The organism is Pseudomonas sp. MTM4, assembly GCF_019355055.1.
In the GTDB taxonomy this organism is placed as follows: Bacteria; Pseudomonadota; Gammaproteobacteria; order Pseudomonadales; family Pseudomonadaceae; genus Stutzerimonas.
This window is the reverse complement of record NZ_CP048411.1, coordinates 1261572-1282417: the sequence shown is the minus strand read 5'-3', so window position 1 is coordinate 1282417 and position 20846 is coordinate 1261572. Positions and strand designations below refer to the sequence as shown.

19 protein-coding genes and 1 pseudogene are annotated in these 20846 nt (G+C 60.4%); 7 read left to right on the top strand and 13 right to left on the bottom strand.

Annotation, left to right across the window (positions count from 1 at the left end):
- Positions 1 to 81 precede the first annotated feature (81 nt).
- Positions 82 to 2178 (bottom strand): carboxy terminal-processing peptidase, encoded by a 2097-nt coding sequence (locus GYM54_RS05755; protein WP_197445709.1) that lies wholly within the window; start codon positions 2176 to 2178, stop codon positions 82 to 84.
- 285 nt (positions 2179 to 2463) lie between these two features.
- On the opposite strand from GYM54_RS05755, the pseudogene GYM54_RS05750 reads away from it, so the two are divergent.
- Positions 2464 to 3424 (top strand): annotated as a pseudogene (locus GYM54_RS05750) (NAD(P)H-quinone oxidoreductase).
- A gap of 40 nt (positions 3425 to 3464) precedes the next feature.
- On the opposite strand, the gene GYM54_RS05745 reads toward GYM54_RS05750, so the two are convergent.
- The 6 genes from GYM54_RS05745 to minC all read right to left on the bottom strand — a co-directional run bounded on the left by GYM54_RS05745 (position 3465) and on the right by minC (position 8134).
- Entirely contained in the window at positions 3465 to 4754 is a 1290-nt protein-coding gene (locus tag GYM54_RS05745) for a M18 family aminopeptidase (protein WP_181101265.1), read from the bottom strand.
- 82 nt (positions 4755 to 4836) lie between these two features.
- Positions 4837 to 5409, bottom strand: coding sequence for a bifunctional 2-polyprenyl-6-hydroxyphenol methylase/3-demethylubiquinol 3-O-methyltransferase UbiG (locus GYM54_RS05740; RefSeq protein ID WP_181101267.1), 573 nt, complete (start codon positions 5407 to 5409; stop codon positions 4837 to 4839).
- Positions 5409 to 6044: an RluA family pseudouridine synthase gene (locus GYM54_RS05735; protein ID WP_181101269.1), complete on the bottom strand. Its 636-nt coding sequence runs from the start codon at positions 6042 to 6044 to the stop codon at positions 5409 to 5411. Before GYM54_RS05735 ends, GYM54_RS05740 begins: the two co-directional genes overlap by 1 nt.
- 197 nt (positions 6045 to 6241) lie before the next feature.
- Positions 6242 to 6499, bottom strand: a complete 258-nt coding sequence (gene minE / locus GYM54_RS05730) for a cell division topological specificity factor MinE (RefSeq protein ID WP_131650376.1) — start codon at positions 6497 to 6499, stop codon at positions 6242 to 6244.
- Positions 6496 to 7311, bottom strand: a complete 816-nt coding sequence (gene minD / locus GYM54_RS05725; RefSeq protein WP_131650377.1) for a septum site-determining protein MinD — start codon at positions 7309 to 7311, stop codon at positions 6496 to 6498. Before minD ends, minE begins: the two co-directional genes overlap by 4 nt.
- A gap of 91 nt (positions 7312 to 7402) precedes the next feature.
- On the bottom strand, positions 7403 to 8134 hold the full coding sequence (gene minC, locus GYM54_RS05720; RefSeq protein ID WP_181101271.1) for a septum site-determining protein MinC: 732 nt from the start codon (positions 8132 to 8134) through the stop codon (positions 7403 to 7405).
- 188 nt (positions 8135 to 8322) lie between these two features.
- Between minC and GYM54_RS05715 the strand changes: the two genes are divergently transcribed.
- Positions 8323 to 9273: a lipid A biosynthesis lauroyl acyltransferase gene (locus GYM54_RS05715; protein ID WP_181101505.1), complete on the top strand. Its 951-nt coding sequence runs from the start codon at positions 8323 to 8325 to the stop codon at positions 9271 to 9273.
- On the opposite strand, the gene GYM54_RS05710 is transcribed toward GYM54_RS05715, so the two are convergent.
- From GYM54_RS05710 to GYM54_RS05695, 4 genes are all read right to left on the bottom strand, one after another.
- A complete protein-coding gene (locus tag GYM54_RS05710) occupies positions 9263 to 10108 on the bottom strand; it encodes a pirin family protein (RefSeq protein WP_181101273.1) in 846 nt (281 codons plus the stop codon). The two genes, GYM54_RS05715 and GYM54_RS05710, sit on opposite strands and share 11 nt — an antisense overlap.
- Before the next feature lie 91 nt (positions 10109 to 10199).
- Complete coding sequence (locus tag GYM54_RS05705) at positions 10200 to 10997, bottom strand: VacJ family lipoprotein (protein WP_181101276.1); 798 nt, start codon at positions 10995 to 10997, stop codon at positions 10200 to 10202.
- Positions 10963 to 12255 carry a serine/threonine protein kinase gene (locus GYM54_RS05700; protein ID WP_131650381.1) on the bottom strand — a complete coding sequence of 431 codons (1293 nt, stop codon included), beginning with the start codon at positions 12253 to 12255 and terminating at the stop codon, positions 10963 to 10965. Before GYM54_RS05700 ends, GYM54_RS05705 begins: the two co-directional genes overlap by 35 nt.
- Before the next feature lie 266 nt (positions 12256 to 12521).
- Positions 12522 to 12746 (bottom strand): DUF2061 domain-containing protein, encoded by a 225-nt coding sequence (locus GYM54_RS05695; protein ID WP_181101278.1) that lies wholly within the window; start codon positions 12744 to 12746, stop codon positions 12522 to 12524.
- A gap of 255 nt (positions 12747 to 13001) precedes the next feature.
- Between GYM54_RS05695 and GYM54_RS05690 the strand changes: the two genes are divergently transcribed.
- The 5 genes from GYM54_RS05690 to GYM54_RS05670 all read left to right on the top strand — a co-directional run bounded on the left by GYM54_RS05690 (position 13002) and on the right by GYM54_RS05670 (position 17777).
- The gene (locus GYM54_RS05690) at positions 13002 to 13319 is read left to right on the top strand and encodes a DUF485 domain-containing protein (protein ID WP_131650383.1); all 318 of its coding nucleotides are present in this window, start codon (positions 13002 to 13004) and stop codon (positions 13317 to 13319) included.
- Complete coding sequence (locus GYM54_RS05685; RefSeq protein WP_197445710.1) at positions 13316 to 14971, top strand: cation acetate symporter; 1656 nt, start codon at positions 13316 to 13318, stop codon at positions 14969 to 14971. The genes GYM54_RS05690 and GYM54_RS05685 overlap by 4 nt, the downstream gene beginning before the upstream one ends.
- Positions 14972 to 15171: 200 nt before the next feature.
- A complete protein-coding gene (locus GYM54_RS05680) occupies positions 15172 to 15978 on the top strand; it encodes an SDR family oxidoreductase (RefSeq protein ID WP_197445711.1) in 807 nt (268 codons plus the stop codon).
- Between the two features lie 110 nt (positions 15979 to 16088).
- Positions 16089 to 17234, top strand: coding sequence for a CynX/NimT family MFS transporter (locus tag GYM54_RS05675; RefSeq protein ID WP_197445758.1), 1146 nt, complete (start codon positions 16089 to 16091; stop codon positions 17232 to 17234).
- 120 nt (positions 17235 to 17354) lie between these two features.
- Positions 17355 to 17777 (top strand): hypothetical protein, encoded by a 423-nt coding sequence (locus GYM54_RS05670; RefSeq protein ID WP_131650386.1) that lies wholly within the window; start codon positions 17355 to 17357, stop codon positions 17775 to 17777.
- Positions 17778 to 17780: 3 nt separating this feature from the next.
- Here GYM54_RS05670 and GYM54_RS05665 read toward each other — a convergent pair whose 3' ends face one another.
- Both GYM54_RS05665 and GYM54_RS05660 read right to left on the bottom strand, forming a co-directional pair.
- Positions 17781 to 18011 (bottom strand): YheU family protein, encoded by a 231-nt coding sequence (locus GYM54_RS05665; protein WP_131650387.1) that lies wholly within the window; start codon positions 18009 to 18011, stop codon positions 17781 to 17783.
- 9 nt (positions 18012 to 18020) lie between these two features.
- On the bottom strand, positions 18021 to 20777 hold the full coding sequence (locus GYM54_RS05660; RefSeq protein WP_197445712.1) for a hybrid sensor histidine kinase/response regulator: 2757 nt from the start codon (positions 20775 to 20777) through the stop codon (positions 18021 to 18023).
- Between the last annotated feature and the right edge of the window lie 69 nt (positions 20778 to 20846).

The window sequence follows — 20846 nt, the reverse complement described above, 5'->3', positions numbered from 1 at the left end:
ATAGAAATGCGAAGGGCCGCACAGTGGCGACCCTTCGTATTTCACTACTCGATGATGTCATTTTAATGACATCTTGAGTGGCTATCGCTCTACGGCGGTATTTCTAGCCATTGCGTCCTGCAGCCCCAGATAGTCCAACAGAATTCTGCCGCTTTCCGAAAGGTAGGCATCGTCCTCTGGCTTTACCTTTTTCTCTTCAATGACCGGGATCGTTTCATCTTCCCGTTCGAGTTTGGCCAGCGGCTCCTCGCCCTTGGCCTTGCGCAGCGTATTTTCAAGCGCCAGTTGCCGCTTCTCGATGCCTTCCTGCTGCGCCCGGCGCTTTTCCTCGTTGAGACTGACACTCGTCTCGTGCATGAGCTCCTGTGTGAGCGCGAGGCGATCACGGGTGAAAACGAAATCAGGGTGCTCGGTCGTGCGTGCTTCGTGGCGCGCCTTGAGTTCTGCGAGGAATGGTTTGAACGGATTGATATCGGGATTGATCGCGGCGCGGATGCTGTCCCACGGCAGCGCTTCAGGCAGGGCGCTTTCGCCAATTTCCTTGGTATCGACTTCGGCAGGATAAGAAATGTCGGGGATCACGCCCTGATGCTGGGTGCTCTGGCCGGAGACACGATAGAACTTGGCCAGCGTCAGCTTCAGCTCTCCATGATTGAGAGGCTGGACGGTTTGCACGGTGCCCTTGCCGAAGGTCTGGCCACCGACGATGAGGGCGCGATGATAATCCTGCATGGCGCCAGCGAAAATTTCCGATGCCGACGCTGACAGCCGATTGACCAGCACGGCCAGAGGACCTTTGTAGAACGCGCCTTGCTGCTCGTCGGCAAGCACGTCGACACGGCCATCGCTGTTGCGTACCAGCACCGTCGGGCCCTGATCGATGAACAGGCCAGTCAGCTCCGTCGCCTCCTGGAGCGAACCCCCGCCGTTATTGCGCAGATCGATGACGACGCCATCCACGTTTTCGTTTTTCAGCTCTGTCAGCAGCTTCTTCACGTCGCGGGTGGTGCTCTTGTAGTCCTTGTCTCCGGCGCGCAGGGCCTTGAAATCAAGGTAGAACGCGGGGATCTCAATGATTCCGAGCTTATAGTTGCGGCCGTCCTGCTCGAGATTGAGCACTGATTTCTTCGCTGCCTGCTCTTCGAGTTTCACTGCTTCACGGGTGATGGCGACGATCTTGCTGCTTTGATCGTTTGGTGCGTTGCTCGCCGGGATGACTTCGAGGCGAACGACCGATCCTTTCGGACCACGGATCAGTTTGACCACTTCGTCGAGGCGCCAGCCGATCACGTCGACCATTTCCTCGTCGCCCTGGCCGACACCGACGATCTTGTCGGCAGGGACAATCTGCTTGCTCTTCTCTGCGGGGCCAGCTGGGACCAGGCGCACGACCTTGACGTGCTCGTTGTCGCTCTGCAGCACGGCACCGATGCCTTCCAGGGAAAGGCTCATATTGATGTCGAAGTTTTCTGCATTGTCGGGCGACAGGTACTGAGTGTGAGGATCATAGGACTGGGCAAATGCGTTGATATAGGTCTGGAATACATCCTCGCCACGGGTTTGCTCCAGACGCGCCAGTTGATTCTTGTAGCGTTTGGTCAGCAACTCCTCGATAGCTTTGGGCTCTTTGCCGGCGATCTTCAAACGCAGAACCTCGTCCTTGACGCGTTTGCGCCATAGATCGTCCAGTTCCTTTTCGTCTTTGGGCCAGGCGGCATTTTCACGATCGACTAGTAACTCTTCGTCGAGGGTGAAATCGAAGCTGTCCACGCCTTCGTTCAGAAGGCCCCGCGCGTATTCGAGCCGGCTCTGCAAGCGCTCGAGGTGCACCTTGTAGATCGCGAAGCCGGGCTCAAGATTGCCGTTCTTGAGGAAGTCGTCGAATTGATTGCGCCAGCCCTCGAACTCGGCAAGATCTCCCGCTGTGAAATAACTGCGCGACGGATCGAGCATTGCGATGTAGCTGTCGAAAATCTTTGCCGAGCGGGCGTCGTTGAGCGGCGGTTTGTTGTAATGATGGCGCTTGAGCAGTTCGACCACGTTGAGGCTGGCGATCACCTGATCACGGTCGGGCTGCAGGTAATCCCAGTCGTGCCCGTCGGCTGGCTTGGCCAGGACGGTGTTGGCCTGAAGGCCTAGCAGCAGGGCCAGAAAACCGGCGGTCAATGATCGTTTCATTTCGAAGGGGCGCCGCGAGGCTGGGTAATAACGCATATTAGGCCATCAATCAGGCGTCGAGCGGCATCCGCCCGACGGAATAACAACAGCCCGATGGTACCTGGCGGCTAACACGCCGCGACAGAGATCGCATCAGCCGGCAGGCTAACCCCGGCGCCACGCCATACCGAATCGGCAATTCGTGGTAAGGGATAGCCATATGGTCTGATGCAGCAATTATCAGCGGCCTGCATCGCCGGCAAGTAACGGTGAGCGGGCGCAGGTGTTAAGCACTATGGAGGCAGCATGAAGGCATTGCAAGGCGTCGAGGAGCAGGTCGAGTGGGTGGAGCGCGCCGCTCCGGTGTGCGGCGATGGGCAGGTAAGGATTCGGGTGGCGGCTGCCGGCCTGAATCGGGCCGATCTGTTGCAGCGTGCCGGGCATTATCCTCCGCCACCGGGCGTGACCGATGTACTGGGGCTGGAGTGTGCTGGCGTGATCAGCGAGGTAGGGTCCGGCGTTTCTTATCGTATAGGCGACCGAGTCTGTGCCTTGCTGGCCGGCGGCGGCATGGCGGAGGAAGTGGTGTCGATGCTCGTCACGTGCTTCCGGTGCCGCAAGGCCTTTCGCTGACGGAAGCTGCCGTGATTCCGGAAGTCTACGCTACCGCGTGGCTGAATCTGTTCCGTCTGGGCGCGCTACAGCCTGGCGAGAAAGTCCTGCTTCACGCCGGCGCAAGCGGTGTCGGGTCGGCTGCCATCCAGTTATGCAAGGCGTTCGACAGCCCGTGCTGGGTCAGTGTCGGTTCGGCGGAACGCCTGGCTTACTGCGAATCGTTGGGCGCGAATGGCGGCGTGCTGCGCAATGAGTCGCTGGAAGCGCTTCATGACTTCGGTCCGTTCAACGTCATCCTCGATCCGGTCGGCGCCAAGTATGTGGCGCTCAATACGCAGTTGCTTGCAACGGAAGGGCGCTGGGTGATCATTGGCATGATGGGCGGCCGCAAGGCCGAGATGGATCTGGGCGGCTTGCTGGCCAAGCGCATCCAGCTGATTGGCTCGACGCTGCGCAGTCGTAACGCTGATGACAAGGCCGAGCTGCTCGCGGACATGCGCGACCGGATCTGGCCATTGTTTGCTGATAAACTCTCTCGCCGCGATTGGAACGCAGCTTCCCGATCCGCGATGTGGAAGCTGCCTTCGCTGCGTTGGCTAGCAATCAAGTCTCGGGTAAGGTCGCGCTCGTCATCGACGAGAGCATCGAGTGATCGAATCCAGGCGGGCGCATGCTCGCCTGGATCTTCCGAGTCAGGGCAACTCGGCGTTCGAATAGAAGGCGCTGAGCACCTTGACCAGATGCGCTAGGTCCTGACTGCCGGCCAGTTCGCGGATCGAATGCATGCCGAAGGTGGGTAGGCCGATGTCCACGGTGCGTACGCCCAGCTGGCTGGCCGTGATCGGGCCGATGGTCGAGCCGCAACCCATGTCGCTGCGCGTGACGAAGCTCTGTACCGATACCTCGTTTTCCAGACACAGATGCCGGAAGAAACCGGCAGTTTCGCTGCTGGTGGCGTATCGCTGATTGCTGTTGACCTTGATTACCGGGCCGGCATTGAGTTTCGGCCCGTGATTGCCGTCGTGCTTGTCGATGTAATTGGGATGTACCGCATGGGCATTGTCTGCCGAAATCAGCAGCGAGCGATTGATGCAGCGCTGGAATGCTTCTCCCTCGGGCAGTACACGACGCAGAACCTGCTCCAGAAACGGGCCATCGGCGCCGCACATGGAGGCCGAGCCGACTTCCTCGTGATCGGTGCAAACCAGTACGCAGGTTTCGTCCGGGCCTGCACGCAGCAGGGCTTGCAAACCGGCAAAGCAGGACAGCAGGTTATCCAGCCGCGCACCAGCGATGAACTCGCCGTTCAGGCCGATAACCGCCGCGCCTTGGGTGTCGTAGAAGCTCAGCTCGAAATCCAGCACCACATCGGCGACCAGGCCGTGTTCGCGGCTGAGCTGATCCGCCAGCAAGGCGCGGAAATCCGGGCTGTCTTCGCTGGCGATCTGCGCCAGGATCGGTGGCAGTTCGTTCTGCGGATTGATCGCCCAGCCTTGATTGGCATCCCGGTTGAGGTGAATAGCGAGGCTTGGGATCACGGCGATGGGCAGCCTGAAATCAATCAGCTGGCTTTCGATCTTCCCGTCGCGGCTATAAGTGACACGGCCAGCCAGTGATAGGTCGCGGTCGAACCAGGGCGCCAACAAGGCGCCGCCGTAAACTTCCACACCCAACTGCCAGAAACCCTGACGCTGCAGCTCCGGTTGCGGCTTGACTCGTAAGCAGGGGCTGTCGGTATGAGCACCAACCAAGCGCGCGCCGTATTCGATGGCGGATTTCGTGCCGAGCTGGAAGGCGATGATCGCCGAGTCATTACGGGTGACGTAATAACGGCCGCCTGGCTCGGTATGCCAGGTCTCGCTTTCATCCAGCGCCTTGTAGCCGGCTGCCTGAAGGCTTAACGCAAGGCTGCGGGTAGCGTGAAACGGCGTTGGCGAGGCCTTGAGGTAATCGATCAGGCCTTGGTTGAGTTCTTCGCGCATGGGGGGGCTCCGGACGGCAAGGCTGAAAAGTCTATCCCATTGGTAGGGTGACTGCAGTCTTCGACGCTTTACGGCGGGCGTTTCAACCCTGCCGTGCAATGACCTCAAACATATGCCAGTGTTTGGCCCGTCCTATCGCGGTCTTTCCGTCGTATTCGAATTCGTTGAGTTCCAGCAGCTCCCAGCGTTCGAACCGCCGTCGGAGCTGGCCTTGGCTGTGGATGCTGAGGCCCTTCGCCGCCCAGTCGTCTTGAGGGCCGAAAAAATGCCCGGTGAACAGACCACCTAGCCGTAGCGCCTGGGTGATTCGCATCCAGAGGTCGGCAAATGCTTCTGGTCGGCAGAACGGCAGTGCGAAACTGGCATTTACGAAGTCCACTGCCGGCAACGGAGCGGCGTCCTCGAATGTCCGGCACAGTGCTGTGAGCGCACCGGGCGCATACGCAGCTGCCTGTTCCTGCAGAGCGCTCAATGCTTCTGGGTCCCGGTCGAGCGCGACGACCTTCCAGCCTGCACGAAGCAACGCCAAGCTATCGCGCCCGGCACCGCAGCCTAGATCCAGCGCCAGGCCGGGACTGTGCGACCAAAGTTCGAGCGCTTTAAGCAGGCTCGGGTGAGCCTGGGCGCCACGAGTTGCATCGATGAAGCGAGTCATCAAAATGGCGCAGGACAATCGAAGCGCATCCGCGCGCCACTCTGCGGGTGGGTCAAGGCGAGCATGCTGGCATGCAGGCACAGTCGTTCATGGGCGTTCAACGCCTGTTCGTGAGCATAGAGGCGGTCGCCAAGTAGCGGATGCCCGATGGAAAGCATGTGCACGCGCAGCTGGTGGGAGCGGCCGGTAATAGGGGTCAGTTCGACGCGGCTGTAGTGACCGCAGCGCTCCAGAACGCGCCAGTAGGTCAATGCATGCCTGCCTTGTTCATGATCGACCACGTGCCGGGGCTTGGTTGGCGGGTCGTATCGCAGGGGCAGGTCGATACTGCCGCTGTCCTGTTCCGGTTCGCCCCAGCACAGCGCGGTATAGGCTTTTTCCGTCTCGCGATCGTGGAATTGGCGCGACAACTCGCGGTGACTATCGGCGTCGCGGGCGAGCACGATCAGGCCGGAGGTTTCCCAGTCCAGCCGATGCACGATGCGCGCCTCGGGATAGCCGTTTTCCTGCAGGCGGGTCACCAGGCAGTCACGGTTATCCTCGGCGCGGCCGGGTACCGAGAGCAGCAGGGTGGGTTTATTGATCACCAACAGAGCGGCGTCCTGGTGAACAATCTGGATGTTGCTTAACGGCATCTGCGTTTCCCATAAACGAAGACGGCGACCCGTGGGTCGCCGTCCGTCAGAGGTTACTGAAAATCTATTCTGGAACTCTTTAGCTAGAGCCATGCAAGGCAAAAACAGGCGAGGAAGCGGAGTTTACTGTTGTAAATGAGCATCCGAGCCTGTTTTTAACGCTGCAGGGCCGACGCGCAGCAGATCCAGGCAGATTTTTAACGATCCGGCAGGGTAATGTTCAATTCAAGGATCGAACAGCTGCCCTGATCTTCCAGTGCGACCTGCACCTGATCGCTTTCGATGTTCACATACTTGCGAATCACCTCGACCAGCTCTTTCTGTAGAGCGGGCAGATAGTCCGGTTGCGTACGCTGGCCGCGCTCGTGCGCAACGATGATCTGCAGGCGTTCCTTCGCGATGTTGGCTGGCGTTTCCTTCTTCTTGCGCTCACGAAAGAAGTCGAGAAGGTTCATTCGCGACCTCCGAACAATCGTTGCAGGAAGCCCTGCTTTTTAACGTCTAGGAAGCGATGGTTCACTTCTTTACCCAGCAAACGATCCACTGCGTCGCTGTACGCCTGGCCCGCATCGCTCTGGTCATCGAGGATGACCGGTACGCCCTGGTTGGAAGCCTTGAGTACCGCCTGGGATTCCGGAATGACACCCAGTAGGCGGATCGAGAGAATTTCCTCGACGTCTTCGACACCAAGCATTTCGCCCTTGACCACACGCTCGGGGTTGTAGCGGGTCAGCAGCAGATGCTCCTTGATCGATTCCTCGCCGTTTTCGGCGCGACGGGACTTGCTGGCAAGCAGGCCCAGCATGCGATCAGAGTCACGAACCGAGGAGACTTCCGGGTTGGTTACGACGATGGCCTCGTCGGCGTAATACATTGCCAGGTGAGCACCTTTCTCGATGCCTGCCGGGGAGTCGCAAATGACGAATTCGAAAGTCTTGGCCAGCTCATCGATCACCTTGCCAACGCCTTCGAGCGTCAGGGCGTCCTTGTCACGGGTCTGGCTGGCGGCGAGCACGTAGAGGTTCTCGAGGCGCTTGTCCTTGATCAGGGCCTGGGTGAGGGTGGCGTCGCCTTGAATGACGTTGACGAAGTCATACACCACGCGGCGCTCGCAGCCCATGATCAGGTCCAGATTACGCAGGCCAACGTCGAAGTCGACGATGACGGTCTTGTGGCCGCGCAAGGCGAGACCGGTACCGATGGCGGCGCTGGATGTGGTTTTACCGACGCCACCCTTGCCGGAAGTGACTACGAGGATCTTGGCCAAGGTGATTCACCCTAAATATGAAGTCGGGACCGTAGCCAATTCGGCTCGCGGTACGCCCGTTTTGGTGCTTGAAAATTCGCGGCAGTATCCGTTAAAGGCGGGTGATGTTCAACATGTCGCCGGATAGCTTCATCTGTACGGCTTCGGTCCATAACGGGTCGCGCCGCAGGTCTTCGGCAACCTTGTAATGCCCCGCGATGGAGACCATTTCGGCGGCGAGCTGCTGACAGAAAATGCGTGCGTCGGTATCTCCCTTGATACCTGCCAAGGCACGCCCACGCAATGGACCGTACACATGGATGTTTCCATCGGCGAGAAGTTCCGCGCCCGGGCTGACGGCGGCCAGTACGATCAAGTCGCCACCCTGCGCATAGACCTGCTGGCCGCCGCGGATAGGCGTGGTGACCACGCGGGTGGGGCGATAGATCGGTTCGGCGGGTTTGGTCGGTGCTGCCGATGCCTTGCTGGCGAGGTCCAGCTTGCGTTCCTTGGCACCGGACGGTGGCAGTACGGGAAGGTCGAGCGCCGCGGCCGCCTCGATGACTTGGGGATCGCCGGCACGCAGCGCCAGGGTGCGCAGGCCGTGCTTGCGGCACAGCGCGATGAGTGCCGGAAGGTCGAGATTGCAATCGGCGGGCAGCTTGTCCAGCGCGAGGACCAGCGGGGTGTTGTTGAAGAAATCCGGCGCTTGCTCGACCTTCACGGCCAGCTGTTGATCGAGGCGCTCCAGGTCGTTCTGCGTCAACTCCAGCACGGTTATGGCAAGCATGCTGCCCTTGAGCTGGAACACTGGGGCTTGGTCGGAAAGGTCGGCTTGGCTCATGGTCTGCCTGCTGCGGTAAATGGCGAGGACTTATAGCGGGGGAGGCGTTGAGCTGCAAGCCACAAGCGGCCAGCGGCAAGAAAAATCAACGGCAAGCAGAGCGGCCAACCCGCTGTGGCCAAGCCCCGCTCCGGCAATTTTTGCCGCAAGGGCTTAGAATGCGCGCTTTTACCGGTTCGGGCTTGCCGATGGATCGTCCTCGTTTTCGCGCATCCTTTCTTCATCCGCGTTTCTGGCTGCTGTGGCTGGGACTGGCTTTGCTGTGGTTGGTGGTGCAGCTGCCTTACCGCGTTCTGCTGCTTCTTGGGCGCGGCCTCGGTGCACTGATGTATCGGGTTGCCCGCTCCAGGCGACAAATCGCTCGGCGCAACCTGCAGTTATGTTTCCCCGAGCTGAACGACAAGCAGCGCGAGCGACTGCTACGCGAGAACTTCGCCTCGACCGGTATCGCCTTCTTCGAAATGGCCATGAGCTGGTGGTGGTCCAAGGACCGGCTGCATAAGCTGGCGCATGTCGAGGGTCTCGAGCACCTGCAACAGGCCCAGGCCGAGGGGCAGGGCGTGATTCTGATGGCGCTGCATTTCACTACGCTGGAAATCGGTGCGGCCTTGCTGAGTCAGCGTCACACCATCGATGGCATGTATCGCGAGCACAAGAATGCGGTGTTCGATTTCGTCCAGCGACGCGGGCGGGAGCGGCACAATCTCGACGCTAGCGCCATCGAGCGTGAGGACGTACGCGCGATGCTCAAGGTGCTGCGCGCCGGTCGAGCGATCTGGTACGCGCCGGACCAGGATTATGGGCGCAAGCAGAGTCTTTTCGTCCCTTGGTTTGGTATCAATGCCGCAACCGTGACCGCCACCACCAAGTTCGCCCGCCTGGGCAAGGCACGCGTCGTGCCGTATACGCAGACGCGGCTCGCCGATGGCTCTGGCTACAGATTGGCCATTCACCCACCGCTGCTTGATTTCCCGGGTGAAAGCGAGGAGGCCGATTGCCGGCGCATCAACGAGTGGGTGGAGCACGTGGTGCGGCAGCATCCCGAGCAATATCTGTGGGCCCACCGCCGCTTCAAGACGCGTCCAGAGGGTGAGCCAAGCCTCTATAGAAAGTTGCCGAAGAAACCGATCACTCCGTAAGTACGCCGTCGCGGAAGTCGCGCAGGGCCTGCTCGATTTCCTCGCGACTGTTCATCACGAACGGGCCGTACTGGACGATCGGTTCGCCAATCGGCTGGCCGGCCAATAGCAGCACTCGCGCGCCGGTGCCGGAGTTCAGCTGCAGTTCGCCCTGATCGGAAAGCCTGGCCAGCTGATTCTTGCCGAGGCGCTTTCCGGCAATCTCGATCTCGCCTTCATATACGTACAGGATCAGCCGGTGTCCATCGAGCAGCTGCGGGTTGAGTTGGCTGCCGGCGGGCAGGTGCAGATCGAACAGCTGCGGTTCAGTATCCGGTCGTTGCACGGCGCCTGGCTGATCCACCCCGTCGGCTTGGAACCGTCCGGCGATGACCACCGCTTCGACGCCGCTGGGCAAGGTGACGCGCGGGACTTCTGCTGGCGCGAAGTCCCGATAACCCGGATCGCCCATCTTGCTTTTGGCGGGCAGGTTAAGCCACAGCTGGAAGCCGCGCATGACGCCTTGTTCCTGTTGCGGCATCTCGCTGTGGATCACGCCGCGTGCCGCCGTCATCCATTGCACACCGCCGTTTTCGAGCAGCCCGACATTGCCGAGATGGTCTTCGTGGCGCATGCGGCCCTCGATCATATAGGTCACGGTCTCGAAGCCGCGGTGCGGGTGTGGCGGGAAGCCGGCGATGTACTCGTCAGGGTTGTCGGAGCCGAACTCGTCGAGCATCAGGAATGGATCGAATCGCTCCGCTACGTCACCGCCGAACAAACGGGTCAGACTGACACCGGCGCCATCGGAGGTGGCGCGACCGGTGCTGATTTCAAGAATCTCGCGCATGGGCATGGCATATCTCCAAAGAGGTTTGGATGAAGGCTACCGTGCCCCACGCGATTGATTGATGCGAAGTTTCCACGATTCTTATCTAACGCTTCGATCACTCGCCTATCTGCAATTCCCGCGCTCGGGTGTAAACGTAGCGGACCTTTTCATATTCGAACGGCGAGTTGAGTTGCCCATAGCGCAGGCTGGTGGTGTGGCGGATGTCGATCAGTCGAAGCGCGGTAATGCCGAATTCACCACCGCTGGCTTCGCCATAGTCGAAGTAATCGACTTGCCGCTCGACGCCGAAGTCCACTACCTGTCCAGCGGTATCGCGCAGGTTGGATGGGCCGAGCGCGGGCAGGATCAGATACGGCCCATGCGGGACGCCATAAAAGCCTAGCGTCTGGCCGAAGTCCTCGTTGTAGCGCGGCAGGCCCATGCGGGTAGCAGGGTCCCAAATGCCGCCGACACCAATGATGGTGTTGAACAGCAATCGTGCTGTGGTGCTCATCGCTCGCTGGCCCTTGAGCTGCGCCACGCTGTTGAACAGCGTTGGGATCTCGCCGAGGTTACTGAAAAAGTTGCTCACGCCGGTGCGCACGATCCGAGGCGTGACATAGCGGTAGCCTCGCACCGCCGGAAGCATCACCCACTGATCCAGACGGTAATTGAAGTAATACATGCGCCGGTTCAGCGATTCCCAGGGATCGTGAATATCCAGCGCGTCGAAGGTGGCGCGCTCGAACTCGCGTTGATCCAGGCCAGGATTGAATTTCAGGTTACGCAGCGGATGGGTGAAGCCATCCTCATCGGGGATCGGCGTCTGTGCATGGGCGATGCCGCTGGCCAAGAACAGCAATGCAAACAAATGACATCTAGCCACGGAAGAACTCCAGCATGTCTTGAGCATTGACCCGGTAATCGAGATTGCCGCAATGGCCGCCGCGCGGATACAGCGTCATGCGTTCGCCAAACGTCCGGCGCAGGAAGCCCAGATCGCCAGCACCGAGAATTATGTCGTCAGCGTTGTGCATGACGCCGATCTTCGGGCTGTCGCGCAGATAATCTTCCAGCGCATACAGGCTGACCTGTTGCACCAGTTGCGTCAGGCTTCCGCCATCTTGCTGGGCCCGCCACATGGGGATGAGTTGTTCGGTCATGTAGCAATCGAAGTCGCAGAGCAGGGCGCGGCGGAAGAAGGGCTCGAGGCTGGTGCCTTCGTCGATCGGGTAGCCGGGCGGGACGATTAATCCTCGGCGGTTGATCAGGTCGGATGTGAAGACGATATCGGCAGCCGAGAAACGGAACGCCGAGCCGACCAGCATCGCCATTTGCTCGTCGGTCAGCCGCAGGGATGACTGCTGAAAGTCGAACAGCAAAGCCTCGTCGAGGTTAATCGCGCCTTTTTGCCGATAGTAGCGGGCGAGCTTTTCCAGAATGACTTGGTAAAACGTGGTGGTGCTGTCGATCGCTTCAACCTGGGTTTGCACCAGCTTGTCCAGATTGTTGATCGAGGTGTAGAGATTGACCGGCGGGTTGAGCATCAGCACCCGCTTGAAGTTGAAGCTCTGCCGCGTCTCATCGAGCTTGCTGACAAAGGCCGCGTTGAGCGCGCCGAGGCTGTAGCCGGTGAGATGGAACTCGGTGACCGGCAGGTCGTGCTGTTGCGCACGGACGGCCTGCATGACTCGATACATGTCCTTGGCATCGTCAGGGCTGTAACCCGGGGTGGCGTAACGTGAGGCGGCGGCGATGAAGTCGAAGCTGGTTGGCGAAGACAGCTGCACCACGTGATAGCCGGCCCCGTAGAACAGTCGCTTCAGCGACTCGGCTTTCGCCGCCGCGTAGCTCGCGCCGGTGCCCGAGATGATGAACATCAGTGGGGCAGGCCCAGGTTGCCGTGCCAAGCGGTAGGTCAGCCGTGTCACTGCCCAGAAATTTTCCGGAAGGATGAATTCCCGTTCGGGACGCAGACGCAGGCGATAGTCAGCCTGATCGATGTCGTCATCGCTGGGCACTTCGGCGCGCAGCGCCACGGGGGTCGTGGCGATGGTCGCTTCGAAGGGGTTGCTCAAGGGGTAGCCATACGCCTCGACGCTGATATCCGCGGCCTGGACAGGCGCGACGGCCAACGTAAGCACCGCGATCAAGCACAGCAGCAATCGCATGTAGGGAGCTCTCCTTAGCGGGCTTGGATGGCCGGCAAACTTCAGCATTGGGGGATCGGTCTTCGAGGTTGCCAGATTAAGCCGCAGGCGCATGCTGCCGTCATCTCTCCCGACAATGGGACGCCGCGAAAGACATGGCGCGTTAGCCATTGACCACAAGCAAGCCGGCTGGTTGCAGGCTTCGTTGCTGCGTATGGAGAGCTTATGGGAGAGGCGAGCCGATGCAAACGGCTCGGCTCGGCTCGGGCGAGTGGCTAGTGCATCCGTCAGGCCTGATGATGCAACCAGGCGTGAGCGGGGATCGGCTCACGAGGCGTCTGGCGCTTTTCCAGACGCTGCCAGATTTTCTCGTGGAAGTAGAAGCCGACCGAGTTGCAGATGGGTTCGATGGCTGCCACCAGGCCGCCTGCGGCGAGACTACCGGTCAAGGCATAGGTCACCGCGAAGGCAATACAGAAGTGCATCAGGGTGAAGGTTACGGTCTTGGTCATGGTAGATCTCCAAATGCAGTCGAGAATGATTCTCCGTTGATTGAAGTCTCGCTTCGCCACGCTGGTTTTGAAAATCGTCGTGCTTGATAAGCCACATAGATCGGCTCTATGCGTATCGAAGGGCTTGCCGCAAGCCGTCTATTCCGGCCGTTTCAGAAAATAAAAACCAGACTATGGTCTGGTGGTGTTCGGTCTGTCGGGCTCTAAAGTAGCCGCCCCGCCTCATCAGTGGCGGTGATCGTGTGGAGACAGTCAATGAACAACGAAAATATCTACCGGCAGATTTATGCCAATCCGCGTTTCCAGGAACTGGTCGCAAAGCGCGGCCGCTTCGCCTGGCTGCTATCGGCCGTCATGCTGGGCGCATATCTCGCCTTCATCCTGCTGATCGCCTTCGAGCCAGCGATCCTCGGCGTGCCGCTTGCCGCCGATACTGTCACCACCTGGGGTATTCCGGTGGGCGTCGGTGTGATCTTCATGGCGTTCATCCTCACTGGCGTTTATGTCCAGCGTGCCAATGGCGAATTCGATCGCATCAACCAGGAAATCCTCAACGAGGCTCAGCAAAAATGATTGTGCGTCCATTGCTGGCAGCCGCTCTGCTGCTCGCCTCGCCCTTACTGATGGCCGACGCCCTGACCGGCGAAGTGCAGAAGCAGGGCGTCAACTACACAGCGATTGCCATGTTCGTTGCGTTCATCGCGTTCACCATGGGTATCACCAAGTGGGCCGCCAAACGCAACACATCCACCTCCGATTACTACACCGCCGGCGGTAGCATCACCGGTTTTCAGAACGGTCTGGCGATTGCCGGTGACTTCATGTCGGCGGCGTCTTTTCTGGGCATATCTGCGCTGGTTTACACCAGTGGCTACGATGGTTTGATCTATTCCATCGGCTTTCTAGTCGGCTGGCCGATCATCCTGTTCCTGATGGCCGAACGCCTGCGCAACCTGGGCAAATTCACCTTTTCCGATGTGGCGTCCTACCGTCTCGGCCAGACCCAGATCCGCATCCTGTCTGCATTCGGCTCGCTGATCGTGGTGGCCTTCTACCTGATCGCGCAGATGGTCGGCGCCGGCAAGCTAATCCAGCTGTTGTTCGGCCTCGACTATTACGTCGCGGTTGTTCTGGTAGGCGTGCTGATGGTCATGTATGTGCTGTTCGGCGGCATGCTGGCGACTACCTGGGTGCAGATCATCAAGGCGGTGCTGCTGCTGTCCGGTGCCAGCTTCATGGCGATCATGGTGATGAAGGCGGTCAACTTCGACTTCGGCAGCCTGTTCGCCGAGGCCGTGAGCATCCATGAGAAGGGCGCTGCGATCATGAGCCCGGGTGGTTTGGTTTCCGATCCGATCTCCGCGATCTCGCTGGGTCTGGCATTGATGTTCGGCACGGCGGGTCTGCCGCACATCCTGATGCGCTTCTTCACCGTCGCTGACGCCAAGGAAGCGCGCAAGAGCGTGTTCTACGCCACCGGCTTCATTGGTTACTTCTACATCCTGACCTTCATCATCGGCTTCGGCGCGATCCTGCTGGTCAGCACCAACCCGGAATTCAAGGACGCAGCGGGCGCCATCGTCGGCGGCACCAATATGGTCGCTATCCACCTGGCCAATGCCGTTGGCGGCAACCTGTTCCTCGGCTTCATCTCCGCGGTGGCCTTCGCGACCATCCTCGCGGTGGTGGCCGGTCTCACCCTGGCGGGCGCCTCGGCGGTTTCTCATGACCTTTATGCTTGCGTGATCAAGAAGGGCAAGGCCAAGGAAGAGGACGAGATGCGCGTCACCAAGATCACCACGCTGAGCCTGGGTGTCGTCGCGATCCTGCTCGGCATCATCTTCGAGAAGCAGAACATTGCGTTCATGGTGGGCCTGGCGTTTTCCATCGCAGCCAGCTGCAACTTCCCGGTGTTGTTCCTTTCCATGTACTGGAAGGGCCTGAGCACTCGCGGAGCGCTGATCGGTGGTTCGTTGGGCCTGGCGACAGCGCTGATCCTGACCATCATCAGCCCGACCGTATGGGTCGATGTATTCGGCTATGCCGAGGCCATCTTCCCCTACAAGTACCCGGCGCTGTTCTCGATGATCGTCGCGTTCGTGGGGATCTGGTTCTTCTCGGTCACCGACAAGTCCAAGGCGGCGGGTCTCGAGCGCGAGCGTTTCTTCTCGCAGTTCGTGCGGTCGCAGACCGGTCTGGGTTCCAGTGGCGCAGTCGCTCACTGACAACTGATCGAGCATCGAACGAAGGGCAGCCCAAGGGCTGCCCTTCGTCGTTTCGGTACGGGCAAAGGTGCTCTGGCTGGATATCGGCGGCGTCAATCGGACTCGGAACATGCCCGTCATTCAGCATTTCGATAGAGGCCGGAGCGCGCCTCGGCTTTCGCTAGACTCGTTGCAACTCAACGAACAAGAAGGCAACAACGATGCAAAACCGCATGATGGTCACGGGTGCCGGTTCCGGCCTGGGTCGTGAAATCGCCCTGCGCTGGGCGCGTGAGGGCTGGCAGCTGGCGCTCTCGGATGTCAATGAGGCCGGTCTGGCAGAGACCTTGAAAATGGTGCGCGAAGCGGGAGGCGACGGTTTTACCCAACGCTGCGACGTGCGCGACTACAGCCAGCTGACCGCACTGGCGCAGGCTTGCGAGAGCAAGCTCGGCGGTATCGACGTGGTGGTCAACAACGCCGGTGTTGCGTCCGGCGGCTTCTTCGAGGAGTTGTCGCTGGAGGATTGGGACTGGCAGATCGCGATCAACCTGATGGGCGTGGTCAAGGGCTGCAAGGCGTTCCTGCCTCTGGTGCAGAAGAGCCGCGGCAAGATCATCAACATCGCCTCCATGGCCGCGCTGATGCAGGCGCCGGGCATGAGTAACTACAACGTGGCCAAGGCCGGCGTGGTGGCGCTGTCGGAAAGCCTGCTGGTCGAACTGAAGCAGCAGGAAGTGGGCGTCCATGTGGTCTGTCCGTCGTTCTTTCAGACCAATCTGATGGATTCCTACCGGGGGCCGACACCGAACATGAAGGCGCAGATCAGCAAGCTGCTCGAAGCATCGCCGATCACCGCCGCGGATATCGCCGACTATATGTATCGGCAGGTCGCAGAAGGCGTGTTCATGATTCTGCCGCACGACGAAGGGCGTATGGCCTGGAAGATCAAGCAGCAGAACCCGCAAGCCATCTACGATGAGATGGCTGCGCTGGCGGAGAAGAAGCGTAACAAGAGCAGAACCTGACCAACCGGTCCGTTTTGCTTGCTGTGATCTGGGGTCGAGAGTAGGGTTGCCGGTCCGATCCCAGTCCGACCCATGGATTCACTGTGAAAAACCCATCCCGCTGGCTTCTCATGCTGGCCCTGGTGCTTGCCGCCATCAATCTTCGCCCCGGAATTACATCCTTCGCTCCCTTGATCGAACGCATCGCCGAAGAGCTGAACCTCAGCCGCGGTCTGATCAGCCTGACCACGGCTTTGCCGGTTCTCTTGATGGGGCTGCTGGCTCCCCTCGCGCCGCGTCTGGCCATGCGTTTCGGGCTGGAGCGGACCATTGCCCTGTGTCTGGGCGTCATCGGTTTGGCGTTGGTGCTGCGTCTGTTCGGCGAAAGTGCCGCAGTATTGATCGGCACGGCGGCGATGGTCGGTGCCGGCATCGCGGTTGCAGGGCCGCTGCTGTCGGGGTTCATCAAGCGTCATTTTCTCGATCGCATGGGCAAAACCGCGGCCTTCTATTCGCTGAGCATGGCCGTGGGCGGCACCATTGGCGTTGTGCTGACGGCGCCTGCGACGCAATTGTTGGACCAGCGCTGGACTTTGGGTCTGTCGCTCTGGGCCATTCCGGCCGTGTTGGCGCTGGCGCTGTGGTGGCGGTTACCGAGCCAGCCGGAAGCGGCCGTCGAGCGCCAGGCCGGATTGCCGTGGAGCGAGTCGCGTGCCTGGTTGGTAAGTATCTTTTTCGCGCTACAGGCGGGGCTGTTCTACGCCCTGGCCACCTGGTTGGTGGCGCGCTATCACGAAGCCGGTTTCAGCGTGCTGCAGAGCAACGCGTTCTTCAGCGGTTTCATGCTGATTGGCTTGCCCAGCTCGTTCGCCATGCCCTGGCTGGCGCAGCGCTTCGGCAATCGGCACCTGCTGATGTCGGGCTGTGGCTTGCTGGCGACAATCTGTCTGTTGATCATCGCCTGGGTTCCGCAGGTCCAGCCGCTGGTGGTCTGCATGCTATTGGGTGTGGCGTTGAACGGCACCTTTTCCATGTCGCTGATACTGCCGATGTATGAGGCCAGCACGCCGCTGGCGGTGAGCCGATTGACCGCCATGATGCTCTGTACCGGTTATTGTCTGGCCTGCTTCACGCCCGTGCTGACCGGACTGGGGCGTGACGTCGCTGGCGACTACCGCTGGCCGTTCCTGGTGCTGGCGGGCATGTCTGCCGTGATGTGCGTCCTTGCCTTGCGTCTGGCTCCACGGCGCGATCTGGCTGCCGCGACTGCCACCTGACGAGGCGATTGGCGTCGCGAGCTGTGGCCTGTGTCACCCCTACGCCAGGTGGTGATACCGGGTGCTGGAACACAGCGCGTAATTGATTGAACATGTCGGGCTTTCGTCTGGAGCGTCCCTGTGGAGCCGGAATCCATCGTCTACGGCAGTATCCGCGACTGGCCATCGGCAGACACCGAGCAGTGTCGGATGCGTCGCGCTGTTAACCGCCGTGCGCTGGACAGTCTGCCGCAAGGCGAGGGCTGGCCCTTCATCGGGCGGGAAATGTTTTCCTGCTGCGCGGAGGAGGGCGTCTATCAGACCCAGGTCATCCACTTCGGCGCCAGCTATCGCGCGGTCGAGTACGAGTGGGCGTTATGGGTACGCAACTTCGAGGCGCTGCTCAGCGAGCTCTACTGGACCAGCGCGGTGGTCCATCTGGAAACCGAACTCAACGGCACGCACACTTTTCGCTGGGAAACCGAAAGCGGCACGCACAGCCCTCATCAGCGCGATCTGCGGATGCGTTGCGCCTGGGAGCGTGACGGCGGCGTGCTGGGCTGAGCGTCAGTCCTCCAGCCACTCCTTCGGCACGTCGCTTCTGAGCGCCAGCTGACACTGTTGGTGATCCGCATCGAACACGATCACCGCCGTACCCTTGCTCAACGCCCGGCGTACCCGTTCGACACGGGTCTGCAGCGGCGTCTCGTCGCCATTGTCGGTGCCATCGCGGGTCACGAAGTCCTCGATGAGGCGGGTCAGGGTGTCGGGTTCGAGTTGGTCGTAAGGAATGAGCATGGAGTCGGATCAGGTTGGATGGTCGGGTTCGGTGATCGGCTCATTGAGAAAGCGATCCAGGCAAGCATACAGCTGCTCACTCTCCAGCGGCTTACCAATGAAGCCGTTCATCCCCGCATCGCGGCCTTGCTGGCGATGATCGTCGAGGACATGAGCGGTAAGCGCGATGATCGGCACTTCGTCCAAGCCCTGTTCAGCCTCGATGCGGCGGATCTGCCGGCTCGCCTCGAAGCCGTCCAGTTCCGGCATCTCGCAGTCCATCAGGATCAATTGAATGGCGGAAGGGTTCTCGCTGTAGGTCGTTACAGCGAGGCGTCCGTTCTCGACGATCAGCACTTCGTAACCGCGTTTGCGCAGTAGACCTGACACCACCATCTGGCTGACCGGATTGTCTTCGGCAATGAGGACACGCGAGCACGACTTCGTCTCGTTTACGTGGGGGGCGACCGCCTCGATTGCAGGGTTCGTTGGCTGGTAGAGCCGATGCAGCGCCTCGCGTAGCGGGCCGAGCGGGAGCGGCAATGACAGATTGACCAGCCGGAGCGCTGGCGCCAGAACCGGATACTCACTCTGTGGTGGGTACAGAAACATGACCCGCTGGTTCGGCTCGAGCTGGTTGCTCAGTGTCGCCAGCCAATCGCGCGGCTTGCCGGGCCATGGCGCTATCACGACCACCAACGGTGCGACGGCATGGTCGTCGAGGTAGTGGGACAGCCGTTGTGGCTCTTCGCAGCGCAGTACACGCATGCCCCAGCGCACGAGCAAATTGCTCATGGCATCGAGCCCATGGGCGTCCTGGGACGCGATCACCGCGGTTCGGCCTTCGAGCAGGGCGGTGAGCGGATCATGGTTGTCGCCGGCATCGCACAGTGCGATGTCGAAGCTGAAGCGGCTGCCCTGGCCAGGTGCGCTCTGCACGTCGATCTGGCCGCCCATCATTTCCACCAGCTCCTTGCTGATTACCAGTCCCAGGCCGCTTCCGCCGTAGCGCCGGGTAGTGCTCGAATCGGCCTGGGCGAAAGAGACGAACAGTTGCGAGAGCTCCTCGGCGCGCATGCCGATGCCGCTATCGGTCACGGAAAACACCAGCCGTCGTGCATCGGCCGGGCCTTGAGCCTCCACCTCGATCATGACGCAGCCGCGCTCGGTGAATTTCAATGCGTTGTTGAGCAGGTTCATCAATACCTGCTTGAGCCGGGTCGGATCACCTCGTACTCGCCTGGGCACGCCGGCGGCGAGGCCAACGTGCAACTGGAGTTGTTTGTCCAGTGCTTGGGCCGTGAACAGGCTGATGGTTTCTGATATCAGCGCTTCGAGATCGTATTCGATGTCTTCGAGGACCAGCTTGCCAGCGCCGATCCGTGCATAGTCCAGGATGTCGTTGATCACTGACATCAACGAGGAACTGGAACTGGCGATGGTGTCGAGATAGAAGCGCTGTTTACGATCCAGCGAGGTCCCGCGCAGCAGTTGCAGCATGCCGAGCACGCCGTTGAGTGGGGTCCGGATTTCATGACTCATCTTCGCTAGAAAACGGCTTTTCGCTTGATTCTCGCTTTCGGCCCGCGCGGCGGCCTGGCGTGACCGGAAGCCTTCTTCCTTGAGTAGATTGATCCGGTCGGCCAGGCCGATGGACAACGTGATCAGCTCGAAGGCTATGCCGACCTTGACCACCGAGGAGCCGTACAAACCGAACAGGTTGAAGCCCAGGGACCCGGCGGTGACGATCGCGAAGGTCGCCAGTAACACGCCCCAGGCCAGGGTGTAATAGAGACCATAGCGAACACCGCGGCGCCAGACGAACGCTCCGGTCAGCAACAGGCCGATTGAGGAGCCGATCACCATGACGCTGGACAGGATGCTCCAGGTTCGCATGTCGAGCACCAACCCGGACAGGAGCGCCCCAAGTGACGCCACGAGCGCCACACGTAGCGTGAGATCGAGCCTGGGAAAGTACTCGCGGGTATGCAGAAAGTGACGGCTGAACTGGATCGAGACCAGGCAGTGGCTGAGCATCAGCGCATAGATGCCCTGGGTGACGAAGCCGCCATCACCGCTCAGCCATTTGACCAGCATGCCGTCGAAGCTGAGCGTGAACAGTCCGACGTTGAGGTTGTAGACCAGATACCAGAAATAGGCCGGCTCGCGAAGCGACAGAAACAGGAAGAGGTTGTAGCAGAACATCGCGAAAAGCACGCCGTAGAAGGCTCCGGCGAGGCCCATTGTCTCTTCGGCCGCGGCTGCGTTCGCCGCATAGCTGCTGAAGTAAAGGGGGACATACAGCGTGCTGGTGCTCTGCACGCGCAGCAGCAGCGTCGATGTGCCGGGCTGCAGATCGACCGGGAACAAGAAATTGCTGACCTTGACCGCTCGCTCGCTGAAAGGGTGACTGTCACCGGATTGCTGTCGGCTTATGCTGCCATCGGGATGCCGCAGATACAGTTCAATGTGGTCGAGTAACGGGTAGTTGATTTCGAAGAAGCCGCCGATGGGCTCGCTCAGCTGATTGTCGAGCTCCACTCGAAACCACCATACGGCGCTGTTCTTGCCCTTGTTGGGGTGAATGCCGGTGACCGGTTCGAAGGTATTGTCCGCCAGCTCGAATACTTCGGCGACGTCCAGCTCGGCGGCCGGATCGCGCAAGAAATAGGTCCAGTTGCCAAGCGGTTGGCGGAAATCGTCCGAGTCCACTGGGACGGGGGCGGAAGCCCAGACCTGGGCAGACAGGCAGAACAGGAAGATGGCCAGGTAAAGACGCGGCAGCATGTAGGGACCCGGAGTGGTGCAAGTCGCAGCGGATCAAGCGAAGCAGTCCAATCGCGAACAGTGCGCGGT